This is a genomic window from Streptomyces syringium, assembly GCF_017876625.1.
Classification (GTDB): domain Bacteria; phylum Actinomycetota; class Actinomycetes; order Streptomycetales; family Streptomycetaceae; genus Streptomyces; species Streptomyces syringius.
In genome coordinates this window covers 6,195,339-6,208,625 of the sequence record NZ_JAGIOH010000001.1, presented here as the reverse complement: position 1 = coordinate 6,208,625, position 13,287 = coordinate 6,195,339, and the positions used below count along the sequence as shown (strand labels likewise).

The window sequence follows — 13,287 nt, the reverse complement described above, 5'->3', positions numbered from 1 at the left end:
GGACTGCCGGTTCTTTCGCCGTGCCGAGGGCGTGGGCCACAACGCGCCCGCAGGCGCGGAGTCATCACGTCCGGCTGTTCCCGGAACGAGGTCGGCTGTCCGAAGGACAGGAGTCCGGCAAACCCGGTAAAAGATTTCCCCACACCGGAATGCCCCTCCGGCCACGTGATACGGGCATTCGCAATATGGATTCAACCGCCGGTCGCCCCATCGACCGGCTTCCCCGTTGCGCGGATCACTATAGGAACAGGCGACTGCCGAAGATCAAGCAGTCGCAACGTGATCCACATCACCGGCGGTTCGGGAGTTATGGAATCGCACACTCCCTGTAGAGGAAGGCATGGGCGGGCAACCGGAATCCCGCATCGTCTTTTTGGCCCGCGCTTTACGTTCATCAGCGGAAACACGGATTCGGAAGATCGAAATCCGGGTGCTGGGCGGCCGGAATGGCACCTACCGTCAGGCAGCGCGGTTACCGTGGGTCAGCCCTCGCGCCCCGAGCCCGGGTACCGTCCGGCTCGCCTCCGTCTGTGCGGGGGCGAGCAGTTGAACAAGCGGCACTCATTGGTCCGCGAGGCGGTGGGTGGTGTGGCGGCCCCTGTACAGGTCACCACACGTCGGGCCTTCCGGGGACGTTTCGGAAGGCCCGATGTGAAGTGCGGATTGTTGACGAACCCTTGGCTCGACACTCAGCGCTTCGGATGGTTGAACCCATTCCGGTCGGCCGAAGTCCGCCACGGTGCCGAGAATGCCGACGGCCGTTATTTCCGCCCGGTCACGAACCAGCGGGCGGGCAATTCGATACGTCTGCCGTCCGAGTGGAAATCCTCCATCGCCAGGTCGATGTCGCCCTCGGCGAACAACTCCAGGCCCGCCGCCCGCAGCAGTTCCCGCACCTCGTCGTCGGCGACCTCCGCGGGCCGCAGCCCATGGGCGAACACCCGCTGGAGTTTGCGCGACGGCCCGCCCGGCCGGCCCGCCGCCTCCTGGAGCACCTCCTTGGCCCGCCCCCGCAGTTCGGCCACGAAGCCCCGCCCCCTGACGCCGACCAGCTCGGCCACCGCCTCCGCGACGGCCATCCGGTCCTGCGGGTCGCTCTGGTGGATCACGGCGCGCATATAGACGTTGCAGTCCCCGAGCCGCCCGTGGAGGGCGCGGACGGCCTCCGTGTCCACCAGGTCGAGCTGCTCGAACGCGGGGCTCCCGGCCCCGGCGGCCCCGTTCGAGCGCCGTGCGTGCTCCACCGCGGCCCGCGAGAGGTCCACGCCGAGCGCGCGAGGAAAGCGGGTGGCCAGGAAACGGGTCTGGGTGCCATTGCCGCAGCCGAGGTCGACGATCGGCAGCGCGGGGTCCAGATACGGTTCGAGGAGCGCCAGATGGGGCGCTGCCGTCAGGGCCGGGTCCGAATCCCAGATCACCTCGCCCGGGACGTCGGAGGTCTCCTCCCAGAAACCTTCCCAGGCCTTGCTGTACTGGTCCGACACGCTCATGGGTGCTCCCGATGCCGAGGGCGACGACTCGTCACGATCTTGACTACCGCCGTCACCGGTCCCGGGCAAGACCGCCCGGCCCGCTTTCACCCGGCCGGGGACCGCCGTGGCGGGCGCAGCAGCGCCTGCTCGCACCAGACCGTCTTGCCCCGCCCCGAGTGGCTCGCGCCCCATGCCCGGGCGAGGGCGCCCACCACCCGCAGACCCCGGCCGAATTCGTCGCCGGCGTCCGTGCTCAGCAGCGCGGGCAGCGTGTGGTCGTCGTCGGTGACCTCGCAGAGCAGTACGTCGGTCCGCACCAGCCGGAGCCCGATGCGGTCCGTCCGGGCGTGCCGTACGGCGTTGCCGACGATCTCGCCGACGAGGATCTCGGCGGTCTCCACGGCCTCCCGCAGTCCCCACTCCGTCAGCCGGTCCCGGACGAGCCGCCGGGCCCGGGCCGCCTCGCGCGGATCCGCCTCCAGCTCCCACTCCGCGACGTCCTCGGGCGGGATGCCGTTGAGCCGGGCCATCAGCAGGGCCACGTCGTCCTTGCGTCCGTCACCCCTGTTGAGGGCCCGGATGATGGTGTCGCAGGCGTCGTCCATGGAGGCCGCCGGATGGGCGGCGGACTCGCACAGGGCCGCGAGGCCGGTGCCGATGTCCTGCCCGCGCACCTCCACCAGGCCGTCCGTGCACAGCACGAGCCGGTCACCGGGCGCCACCCGGACCGTCGCCGCCTCGAACGGCACTCCGCCCACGCCTATGGGCGCGCCCGTGGGCAGGTCCAGCAGCATGCTGCGGCCGTCCTCGGCCCGTACCAGGACGGGCGGGATGTGGCCGGCGTTGGCGAGGGTCAGCTCGGAGCGGATGGGGTCGTAGACGGCGTAGAGACAGGTGGCGAGATAGTGCTCGCCGAGGCGTTGCGCGATGCCGTCCAGATTGCGCAGCAGCTGCTCGGGCGGCAGGTCGAGGGCGGCCATGGTCTGTACGGCGGTGCGCAACTGGCCCATCATGGCCGCCGAGTTGAGGCCGTGACCCATGACGTCGCCGACGACGAGCGCCGTGCGGGAGCCGGGCAGTTTGACGCTGTCGAACCAGTCGCCGCCGACCCGGCCGAGGCGGGTTCCCGGCAGATAGCGGGTGGCGGTGTCACAGCCGGCCATGCGCGGGTCGAGCCGCGGCAGCATGCTGTCCTGGAGGGTGTCGGCGACGTTCTCCTGGTAGGTGTACATGCGGGCGTTGTCGAGGACGAGCCCGGCGCGGGCGGCGAGTTCGGCGCCGGTCGTGCGGTCCATGTCGTCGAACGGCTCGCGCCCGGCGCGGCGCATCAGGACCATGAAGCCGAGCACCACGTCGCGGGCCTTGAGGGGCACGATGAGCATGGACCGGCCGTTGATCAGCGGGCGCAGGTCGCGCTTCTCGAACCGGCCGGAGATGCGGTTGCCCATCTCCTCGCTGACGTGGGGGATCAGCACCGGCTCGCCGCTGACCATGCACCGGAAGAACGGGGTGTGCTCGGGGAAGGCGATGGCCTCGCCGACCGGCACCGTGTCGTCCCAGCGGCCGGGCTCGTCGTTGTGCTCGACCCAGACGCGGTGCCAGACGGTGGTGACGTCGGGCGGGCCGTCGGGGAAGCCCTCCCCCGCCAGGACGGCGGCCCGCAGGTGGGTGCCGGCGAAGTCGGTGAAGCGGGGCACGGCGGCGCTGGTGACCTCGCGGATCGTGCGTTCCAGATCGAGGGAGGTGCCGATGCGGCCGCTGACCTCGTTGAGGAACTCCAGCCGCTCGCGCACGGCTGCGTATTCGAGGTCCTCGGCCCCGTCGAACTCTTCGGTCGGGTCGAACCCTTCGGTTCCGTCGGCGCCTTCGGGCTCCCCGGCCGGGCCCGAGCCCGCCCGCGGGTCCGGGATCCGGCCGTTGGCCGCCGGTAACCCGCGCCGGCGCCGGGCACGCCGCTCCAGGTACTTGGGCGTGCCCCAGTCGGGGGTCACGGGGACCCGCTCGGACCGGATCGTCTCCAGGGCGGGGTAGCCCAGTTCCAGCATTTGCTCGACGATGCGGCCGCTCGTCGTGGGGCCCATGCTGGGCAGGATGTCCGGCAGCCGGTCGACGAGGTCGTCCGCGCCGGGGAAGTCGGTGTGCGGGGCGAAGCAGGGGGCCACCCGCTCCGCCTCGCCGCCGGGCAGCCGTGCGGCGTCCGCGGCGAGCACCAGCAGCCGCTCCGGCCCGGGTCCGGCCAGCGGGTACGCCCACCACAGCACGTCGAGCGGGCCGCGCCCGGGGTCGGCGAGACGGGCCCGCCCGGCCCTCGGATAGCCGGGTGCCGCGTCGGTGCCGGCCGACGGGGCCTCGTCCCAGTCGAGGGAGTCGTACGCGGCGTAGCCCTGGAAGCCGTCGGCGCCGGGCAGGGCACCGTGCACGGGCAGCAGGTCGGTGGCGGCGCTGCCGACGGCCTCCTGCCGGGTGTGCCCGAACAGCCTGCGGGCGCCGGTGCTCCAGTGGGTCACCGACCCCGCGGAGTCCACGACGACGACCGCGAGCGGAAGCCGCCCGAGGGAGGCTCCCCGCTGTGCGAAGGCGGGCTCTGACGTGCCACGGTCCATGAGCGGTTGCTCCTTCGTACGCGTACGCAAGATCTGCGCCACCACTACCACGGTAGGCCCCGGGCGGGGCCGGGCGCGGTCCATTGGCGGAATCCGTCGTGCGCCGGTGCGTGCGCGTGCCCCGGCGCGCGCGTCCATCGCCCCGGCCGGCGCCCGGCCGGGGCCAACCCCCTAGTCGGCGTAGCCGAGTTGCAGGTCGCGCTCGGTCCGGCCGCCGCCGGCGATCTGGAGGACGGTGGCGACGGGCGGGTAGCCGGTGGCGACGACCGTGTACTCGCCCGCGGAGAGGTCGACGAAGCGGAACGCCCCGTCCGCGCCGGTCGTGGCGGTGTCCACCACGTTGCCCCCGGCGTCGAGGAGGGTCACCCGGGCGTCCTCGACGGGCCGCCCGGCCCCGGCCCGTACGGTCCCGCGCAGCACGGCGCCGCCCGCGAGCTCGATGTCCTGCCGGGTCTCGCGGGCGGACTGGACGGTGACCGGCAGCGCGGCGGGGCGGAAGGCGGGGGCGCTGGCGGCGAGGGTGTACTCGCCCGAGACCAACTCGCTGATGAGGTAGTCGCCTTCGCGCCCGCTGCGGGTGGAGGCGACGACCTCGCCGTGCACATTGGTCAGGGTGACCATGGCCTCGCGCACGGGGGTGCCGTCGCCGGTGCGCACGGTGCCGGCCAGCCGCCCGGCGCCGCCGAGGACGACGTCGAGCTCGACCGGCCGTTCGCCGACGGTGACCGTGACGGCCTGCGGCTGGTGGCCGCCGGCGGCGGCGATGAGGACGTAGGCGCCGGTGCCGGGTGTGCTCAGCGCGTACCGCCCGTCCTCACCCGTCGCGCCGCGGCCGATCTGGCGGCCCTGGACGTCGATGAGGGTGAGGGCGGCGCGGGGCACCGTGGTGCCGTCGGGGTGCTGGACGGTTCCGGTGACGGGGACGCCCGCGGTCGGTGGCGCCGGTTCGCCGGCCGAAGGCAGCGCGGCGGCTCGGGGGGACGGGACGACGGGGGCCTCGGGGGCGTTGTGGGACACCAGTGGTTTCTCTTTCAGCAGGAAGGCGAGCAGGAAGCCCACGATGAGGACCGGCACGAGGTAGAGGAAGACCCGCGGCATGGCCTCGGCGTAGGCCCGGACGTAGCCGTCGCGCAGGGCGGCCGGCAGGGCGTGCACCAGCTGCGGGGGGAGGGAGTCGGACGGCGGGAGGGCGGCGTCTCCGGGCAGTTCGCCCGCGAGGCGGTCGGCGAGCCGGCGGGCGAAGAGGGTGCCGAAGACGGCGGTGCCGGCGAACCCGCCGATCTGCAGGAAGTAGGCGTGGGCGCCGGTGGCCGCGCCGAGGTCGGCCGGGTGCGCGGAGTTCTGCACGGCCAGGACGAGGACCGGCAGGAGCATGCCGATGCCGAGGCCGAGGACACCCGTCCAGAGGCTGTAGGCCGCTCGGCCGGTGCCGGCGTCGAGGTGGGAGAGCGGATACATGCCCACGGCGGTCAGGGCGCAGCCGAGGACGGGGAGGAGCGTGCGGCGTCCTGTGCGGTCGGCGAAGTGGCTCGCCACCGGCGAGGCGAGGGCGATGCCGCACATCAGCGGCAGCATCAGCAGTCCGGACGTGGTGACGCCGACACCGTCGGCCATCCGCAGATACGTCGGCAGACAGCTCGCGGCGCCCACGAGGGCGGCGCCGACGAACGCGCCGAGGAGCGCGTTGACGATGAAGGCCCGGTCACGGAAGAGGTGCGGTGGGATAATCGGTTCTGCTGCGTAGAACTCGACCACGAAGAAGAGCAGTGCGGTGCCCAGCGCACCCGCCCCGAGGCCGAGGACGACGTGGGAACTCCACGCGTATACGGTGCCGCACCACGTGGCCAGCAGCACCAGACAGGTCGAGGACGTCAGCAGCAGCAGTGCCCCGAGGACGTCGAAGCGCGCCCGGCGCGGCGGCCGGGGCAGCTTGAGGGCGAACGCGACGAACGCGAGCGCGAGCAGGCCGAGGGGGACGTTGCCGTAGAAGCACCAGCGCCAGGAGGCGTGGTCGGCGAGGCAGCCGCCGAGCAGCGGTCCGGCGACGACGGCGGTCGCGTAGGCGGCGCTGATGACGCCCAGGAAGCGGCCGCGCTCACGGGGCGGGACGAGGTCGGCGATGATCGCCAGGGCCCCGATCAGCAACCCGCCGCCGCCGATGCCCTGGAGCGCGCGGAAGGCGATGAGCTGCTCCATCGTGCGGGAGGCGCCGGCCAGCGCGGAGCCGATGACGAAGACGACGATCGCGAAGAGGAAGACGCTCTTGCGGCCGAGGAGATCGCCGAGTTTGCCGTGGAGGGGCAGTACGACCGTGAAGGCCAGCAGATAGGACGTCACGGCCCAGGACATGCCGCCGAGGCCGGGCAGTTCGCCGACGATCTTCGGCAGGGCGGTGGCCACGACGGTCTGGCCGAGCGCCGCGAGGAGCAGCGTGAGCAGCAGACCGGTGAGGACGAGACGGACCCGGACGGGGCCGGGGCACGGTGCGCAGACGGCCGGCGCGGGTTCGGCGGCGGGCAGGGCGAGCGGTTCCTCGCTCTTCACCACGATGGTCTCGAAGGTGGTCACGCCCACGTACGTCTCCCCTCGTCGCGCCTGCGTCGCCGCCCATTTCTCGCATTACGCGACAACGGCGAGCAAGCGCGACGATTGGCCGGAGAGGGCCCAAGAGGGGTGCCTGTGCGGCTTTCGTGCCGGTCGGAGGCGTACAGCACGTTGAGGTGCTGCTATGAAAACCACTCGAATCGGTGAGCGCGAACCGGGCGGGGTCCGGTCATTTCCGCAGACCGCCCGCCGCCGGGCACCCCTGGTCCGCTACTTCTTGACCTCGGCCTCGAGGTTGTCGAGGACGGCGTCGTAGATCCGGCCGAGCCCCTTGGGCGCGAAGGCCCGCTCGAAGAAGCCGCCGATGCCGCCCGCGCCCTGCCAGACCGTGCTGACCACGACGTTGGCCTTGCCCTCGCCGGCCGGGGTGACGGTCCAGGTGGTGACCATGGAGGAGTTGAGGTCCTTCTCGACCAGCTGTCCGGTGGTCGGCTCGGTGACCTCCAGCAGGCAGTCGCGGACGCGCTTGCTGGTGGCCTGGAGCTTCCAGTGCACCTGGGTGCCCTCGCCGTCGCCGCCCTTGCGCACCTCGTACTCGCTGAAGTGCTCGGGCAGCAGCTTGGCGCGGGTGCCGGTGTAGTCCGCCAGCGCGTCGAACACCTCCTCCGGGTCCGCCGCGATGATCCGCTCCGTGGTGGCCTCGACCTGGCCCATGACTTGTCCTCCCGGACGTCGTGCTTGGCATACCTGCCTGTGCGGCAAAGCCAACCATCATCGCCACACCCGCCCAAATCCGGGGCGGGTCGCCGGTGGCGAACGTGTGTGCCGCTCTCGCACGGGCTCGTTCTACCGCCTGCGGCGGCAGGCGCCTCCCGCCTGGCCGGCGGATCCTCGGCTACCGGCCCGTCTTGCCGCCTGCGGCGGCGGGCGCCCTGCGGGCACGTCCTCAATCGCCGGACGGGCTTATATAAGCCCGTCCGGCGATTGAGGACACAGCACAGCAGCCCGTCCGGCGATTGAGGACACAGCCGCGCAGCGGAGGTGCACCCGCCACGACCCGCAGCCGAACGACCCGCCGACCAGACTCACCCCCCGCGAACACGGGCCAGCGCCTCGTCGGCCAGCGAGCGCAGCCGGTCATGGGACCGCGCGGCGAGGAGCACGCGCGTGGCGCGGTCGTCGCCGAGGGCGCTCAGGCCTTCGACGCAGGCCCTGGCCACCGGCCAGCAGTGGTCCGGGGCGGCCAGCAGCCGCTCCAGTGTGGACAGCAGGGCGGGCACGGACTCGGGGGCGCGCAGCTCGGTGAGCAGCCGGACGGGGTGCAGGGCGTAGGCGGTGCGCAGCGGATTGGTGGCGAGGGCGGCGGCGGCGCGGGCGGTGCGGGGGTCGCGGAGCCGGCCGAGGACGTGGGCGGCGGTCGCGCAGCGCACGGGTTCGCGGTAGTTGAGGAGGAGGACGAGGGTCTCGAAGGCGCGGCGGTCGCCCTGGACACCGAGGGTGAAGGCGGCGATCTCACGGGCCCACAGCGGCTGTTCGCCGGCCACCAGGATGCCGGCGAGCCGGTCGGCCCGGTCGGCAGCCGCCGGGGCACCGGGGGCCGGGCCGCCGTCGACGGCGAGTTCGAGCAGCCGCTCGTAGGCCGTGAATTCGGCCGGGGAGACCAGTTCGGCCCGTACCCGCCTCAGCAGTGCGCGGAATTCGTCTTCCATGTACCGCTCTCCTCCCCGAGTGGCCCAGACCACATGGTAAGTGGCGCGCATGCCCTCTGGCGCTCTTGGTTACCGGTGGGTTAATCTCCCGGACAAGAGCAGCACACCTGCTCGGCGGCCTGGTGACGCAGCCGCCGCAGCGGCTTCAGCGCTCTCGTTCAGCACTCTCGATGGCGGTTCGTCGGTTCGGCGCTTCGAGTACGGCACGGCCCCGGGACAGGGCCGGCCGGTCGCACAACTCCCTTTCCGTGGACGTTCCTTACCGTGCCCGGAAAATCCTCAGTCGCCGCAGCCCGGCCAGGGGCCCCTCCTTCGACATTCCCCTGCGCGCCGGGAACACATCCTGGAGTCTCGCGATGGACCGTACGTCCAGCCCTGAGCCGTCCCCTCTGTCCCCCTCCTCTCCCCTGCCCGCGCCCCGGCTGGGGACCGTCGCCGTGATCGGCCTCGGCACCATGGGCACCGGCATCGCCGAGGTGCTGGTGCTGGCCGGCCGCGAGGTCGTCGGCATCGACATCCGTGAGGCCGCCGCCGTGCAGGCCACGGCCGCCCTCGACGCGGCCACCGCCCGCGCGGTGCGGCGCGAGCGGATCACCGAGGCGGAGCGGCGGGCCGCGCTGGCCCGCTTCCGCACCTCCCGCGAGCTGGGCGCCGCCGCCGACGCCGATCTGGTGATCGAGGTCGTGCCGGAGGACTACGCCCTCAAGCACGACGTCTTCACCGCGCTCGACGCGATCGTGCGGCCCGACACCATCCTGGCGACCGGCACCAACGCCCTGTCGGTGACCCGCCTCGCCGCCGACTCCGCGCGCCCCGAGCGCGTGCTCGGGCTGCACTTCTTCAATCCGGCGCCGGCGATGAAGCTGGTCGAGATCGTCTCCTCGGTGCTCACAGCGCCGGCCGCCGTCACCGCCGTCACCGATCTCGCCCGCGAGCTGGGCAAGGAGCCGGTCGCGGTCGGCGACCGGCCGGGCTTCGTGGCCGACGGGCTGCTGTTCGGCTACCTCAACCAGGCGGCCGCGATGTACGAGGCGCGGTACGCCACCCGCGAGGACATCGACGCGGCGATGAAGCTGGGCTGCGGCCTGCCGATGGGTCCGCTCGCGCTGCTGGACCTGATCGGCATCGACACCGCCCGTACGGTCCTGGAGGCGATGTACACCGCTTCCCACGACCGGTTGCACGCTCCCGCGCCGATCCTCGGCCAGCTCGCCGAGGCCGGGCTGACCGGCCGCAAGTCGGGCCGCGGCTTCTATACGTACGAGACGCCCGGCTCGGCCACCGTCGTCGCGGACGCGCAGACCCCGGGCACCCGGCACGAGACGGCGGGCGCGCAGGTGGTGACCTCGGTCGGGGTCGCCGGTTCCGGGACGATGGCCAGCGGCATCGCCGAGGTGTTCGCCAAGGCCGGCTTCGCGGTGGTGCTCGCGGCGCGCTCGCCGGAGAAGGCCGAGGCGGCAAAGGCCCGGGTCGCGAAGTCCCTCGCCCGTTCGGTGGACAAGGGCCGGCTGACGGCCGGGGCGCGGGACGCGGCCCTCGCGGCGATCACCCCGGCGGGCTCGCTCGACGCGTTCGCGGAGGTCGATCTGGCGGTCGAGGCGGTCGCCGAGGACCTGGCGGTCAAGCAGCAGCTCTTCGCGGCGCTCGACAAGATCTGCAAGCCGGGCGCGGTGCTGGCCACGACCACCTCCTCGCTGCCCGTCATCGCCTGCGCCCGGGCCACCGCGCGCCCGCAGGACGTGGTCGGCATGCACTTCTTCAACCCGGCGCCGGCGATGAAGCTGGTCGAGGTGGTCCGTACGGTGCTGACCTCCGACGAGGCGCACGCCACCGTCCGCGCGGTGTGCGCCGCGGTCCGCAAGCACCCGGTGGACTGCGGGGACCGGGCCGGGTTCATCGTCAACGCGCTGTTGTTCCCCTACCTCAACAACGCGATCAAGATGGTGCAGGAGCACTACGCGACGCTGGACGACATCGACGCGGCGATGAAGCTCGGCGGCGGCTATCCGATGGGGCCCTTCGAACTGCTCGACGTCGTGGGCCTCGATGTCTCCCTGGCCATCGAGAAGGTGCTGCACCGCGAGTTCCGTGACCCGGGGCTGGCGCCCGCGCCGCTGTTGGAGCACCTGGTGGCGGCGGGCTGCCTGGGACGCAAGACGGGCCGCGGCTTCCGTGAGTACGCCCGGCGCTGATCCGGCCGTGCCCGATCAGGGGGTGGGGTGGGGCGGACTGCTCGAACCGGCCGGCAGTCCGCCCCGGCACAGCCGTACGGACGCGTGTTACGTTCCCCACATGTCCCAGCCCGTAAAGCCCGCTCGACCGTCGCGCCCGGCCAAGAAGGGGTCACCGGAAGGCTCCGAGAGCACCGGCACCCGCCGTGCCGCCGCCCAGCGACTCACCATGCGCCGCAAACTCGCGGCGGCCGCCATGGAGTTGTTCGCGACGAAGGGCTACGAGGCGACGACCGTCGACGAGATCGCGGCCGCGGCCGGTGTCGCCCGCCGCACCTTCTTCCGCCACTTCCGTTCCAAGGAAGAGGCCATCTTCCCCGACCACGACGACACGCTCGTACGGGCCGCGGGGGTGCTGGACGCCGCGCCGCCGCAGGAGAACCCGCTGGACACCGTCTGCCGGGGCATCAAGGAGGTCATGCGGATGTACGCGGCCTCCCCCGCCGTGTCCGTCGAGCGCTACCGCCTCACCCGCGAGGTGCCCGCCCTGCGGGAGCGCGAGATCGCCTCGGTGGCCCGCTACGAACGGCTGTTCACCCGGTACCTTCTCGGCCATTTCGACGAGGGCGCCCACCACGTGGGCGACGACGATCCGCTGCTCGCCGAGGTCGCCGCCTCGGCCGTGGTCACCGCGCACAACCACGTGCTGCGCCGCTGGCTGCGCGGCGGCGGTGAGGGCGATGTGGAGGCCCAGCTCGATCACGCCTTCGCCATCGTGCGGGACACCTTCGGCTCGGGCATCGGCGCCGGGCGCACCACCTCGGCCGGCACCCCGGCGAGCGGGCCGGCCGCGACGGCGCGGACCGCGGGCGCCGAGGGCGAGGTGCTGGTCACGGTGGCCCGTACGGACGCCCCGCTCGACGAGGTGATGCGCGCGATCGAGAAGGCGCTCAAGAAGAAGAACTGACGCGCTTTCCCGCACACCCGTCCCGCACCCCGTTCCCGCACTTCCGCCCGGATAGTCACAGCGGGCATTTCCGTCTCAATCACCACAAAGGCCGCCCTTCGGGGCGGCCTTTGCCGGTGGTGGCGTCGCCTGTAGTTGCTCATACGTGCCCTGCGGATGACATCTGAGAGAAATTGTTGGCACCCAGTGTCTTGTCCAGTGGCACGCGGTGCCATACCTTGTGGGTGTCCGGGCGGCCGGCGCGTCTGACACAACCGTCGCGCGTCGGCTGTCCCCACAAGCACCTTGTGCGCCCGGACGCCTGCGTCACAGGCTCCCCAGTCACCGCTGGGCGATACCGCAAGCGCTCACCCGCGCAGCCGAGCACCACCCGCCGAACCGACGGCACCGCCTCTGCACCACCCCCGACGTTCCCTCAAGCCGTTCCCACGACGTGCTTCGCCGGAGGCCACACCGTGAACCACATACTGGACGCGATTCTCGCGTCGACAGCGTCCGACAGCGGCTCCGCCGCGGTCACAGCCGAAGACTTCGCCGCCCTGCCCCTCCCCGAGTCCTACCGCGCGGTGACCGTGCACAAGGACGAGGCCGAGATGTTCGCCGGCCTCTCCACCCGGGAGAAGGATCCGCGCAAGTCCCTGCACGTCGAAGAGGTGCCGGTGCCCGAACTGGGCCCGGGCGAGGCCCTGGTGGCCGTCATGGCCAGCTCGGTGAACTACAACTCCGTCTGGACCTCGATCTTCGAGCCCGTCTCCACCTTCGCCTTCCTCGAGCGCTACGGGAAGCTGTCCCCGCTCGCCAAGCGGCACGACCTGCCGTACCACGTCATCGGCTCCGACCTGGCGGGCGTGGTGCTGCGCACCGGTCCCGGCGTCAACGCCTGGAAGCCCGGGGACGAGGTCGTCGCGCACTGCCTGTCCGTCGAGCTGGAGTCCGCCGACGGGCACAACGACACGATGCTCGACCCCGAGCAGCGCATCTGGGGCTTCGAGACCAACTTCGGCGGTCTGGCCGAGATCGCGCTCGTGAAGTCCAACCAGCTGATGCCCAAGCCCCGCCACCTCAGCTGGGAGGAGGCCGCGGCCCCCGGGCTGGTCAACTCGACCGCGTACCGGCAGCTCGTCTCCCGCAACGGCGCCGGGATGAAGCAGGGCGACAACGTCCTGATCTGGGGCGCGAGCGGTGGACTCGGCAGCTACGCCACGCAGTTCGCGCTGGCCGGTGGCGCCAATCCGATCTGCGTGGTCTCCAGCCCGGAGAAGGCCGCGATCTGCCGGGCCATGGGCGCCGAGGCGGTCATCGACCGCAACGCCGAGGGCTACCGGTTCTGGAAGGACGAGCACCACCAGGACCAGCGCGAGTGGAAGCGCTTCGGCAAGCGCATCCGCGAACTGACCGGTGGCGAGGACGTCGACATCGTCTTCGAGCACCCGGGCCGCGAGACCTTCGGCGCGTCGGTGTACGTCACCCGCAAGGGCGGCACGATCGTCACCTGCGCCTCGACGTCGGGCTACAACCACGAGTACGACAACCGCTACTTGTGGATGTCGCTGAAGAAGATCGTGGGCTCGCACTTCGCCAACTACCGCGAGGCGTGGGAGGCCAACCGCCTCATCGCCAAGGGGAAGATCCACCCCACCCTCTCCAGGACCTACACCCTGGCGGAGACCGGGCAGGCCGCGTACGACGTGCACCGCAACCTCCACCAGGGCAAGGTCGGCGTGCTCGCGCTGGCTCCCGAGGAGGGCATGGGCGTGCGCGACCCGGAGATGCGTGAACAGCACATCGAAGCCATCAACCGCTTCAGGAACGTCTGAACCC

8 protein-coding genes are annotated in these 13,287 nt (G+C 72.0%); 3 read left to right on the top strand and 5 right to left on the bottom strand.

The genetic code is table 11. The features are described 5' to 3' along the window. Positions 1–761: 761 nt before the first annotated feature. The 5 genes from JO379_RS27420 to JO379_RS27400 form a co-directional block, all read right to left on the bottom strand. Positions 762–1,490: a class I SAM-dependent methyltransferase gene (locus tag JO379_RS27420; RefSeq protein ID WP_209517416.1), complete on the bottom strand. Its 729-nt coding sequence runs from the start codon at positions 1,488–1,490 to the stop codon at positions 762–764. A gap of 86 nt (positions 1,491–1,576) precedes the next feature. Then, entirely contained in the window at positions 1,577–4,075 is a 2,499-nt protein-coding gene (locus JO379_RS27415) for an ATP-binding SpoIIE family protein phosphatase (protein ID WP_209517415.1), read from the bottom strand. A 171-nt stretch (positions 4,076–4,246) separates the two neighbouring features. Beyond that, positions 4,247–6,649 carry an MFS transporter gene (locus JO379_RS27410; RefSeq protein WP_372449114.1) on the bottom strand — a complete coding sequence of 801 codons (2,403 nt, stop codon included), beginning with the start codon at positions 6,647–6,649 and terminating at the stop codon, positions 4,247–4,249. A gap of 240 nt (positions 6,650–6,889) precedes the next feature. Beyond that, entirely contained in the window at positions 6,890–7,333 is a 444-nt protein-coding gene (locus tag JO379_RS27405) for an SRPBCC family protein (protein WP_130881499.1), read from the bottom strand. Positions 7,334–7,704: 371 nt separating this feature from the next. Further along, complete coding sequence (locus JO379_RS27400; protein ID WP_209517413.1) at positions 7,705–8,328, bottom strand: HEAT repeat domain-containing protein; 624 nt, start codon at positions 8,326–8,328, stop codon at positions 7,705–7,707. A 356-nt stretch (positions 8,329–8,684) separates the two neighbouring features. Here JO379_RS27400 and JO379_RS27395 point away from each other — a divergent pair, with 356 nt between their 5' ends. The 3 genes from JO379_RS27395 to ccrA all read left to right on the top strand — a co-directional run bounded on the left by JO379_RS27395 (position 8,685) and on the right by ccrA (position 13,283). Continuing rightward, the gene (locus JO379_RS27395; protein ID WP_209517411.1) at positions 8,685–10,520 is read left to right on the top strand and encodes a 3-hydroxyacyl-CoA dehydrogenase family protein; all 1,836 of its coding nucleotides are present in this window, start codon (positions 8,685–8,687) and stop codon (positions 10,518–10,520) included. A 100-nt stretch (positions 10,521–10,620) separates the two neighbouring features. After that, the gene (locus JO379_RS27390) at positions 10,621–11,466 is read left to right on the top strand and encodes a TetR family transcriptional regulator (RefSeq protein WP_130881502.1); all 846 of its coding nucleotides are present in this window, start codon (positions 10,621–10,623) and stop codon (positions 11,464–11,466) included. 455 nt (positions 11,467–11,921) lie between these two features. Continuing rightward, positions 11,922–13,283, top strand: a complete 1,362-nt coding sequence (gene ccrA, locus JO379_RS27385) for a crotonyl-CoA carboxylase/reductase (RefSeq protein ID WP_207304052.1) — start codon at positions 11,922–11,924, stop codon at positions 13,281–13,283. The last annotated feature ends 4 nt before the right edge of the window (positions 13,284–13,287 follow it).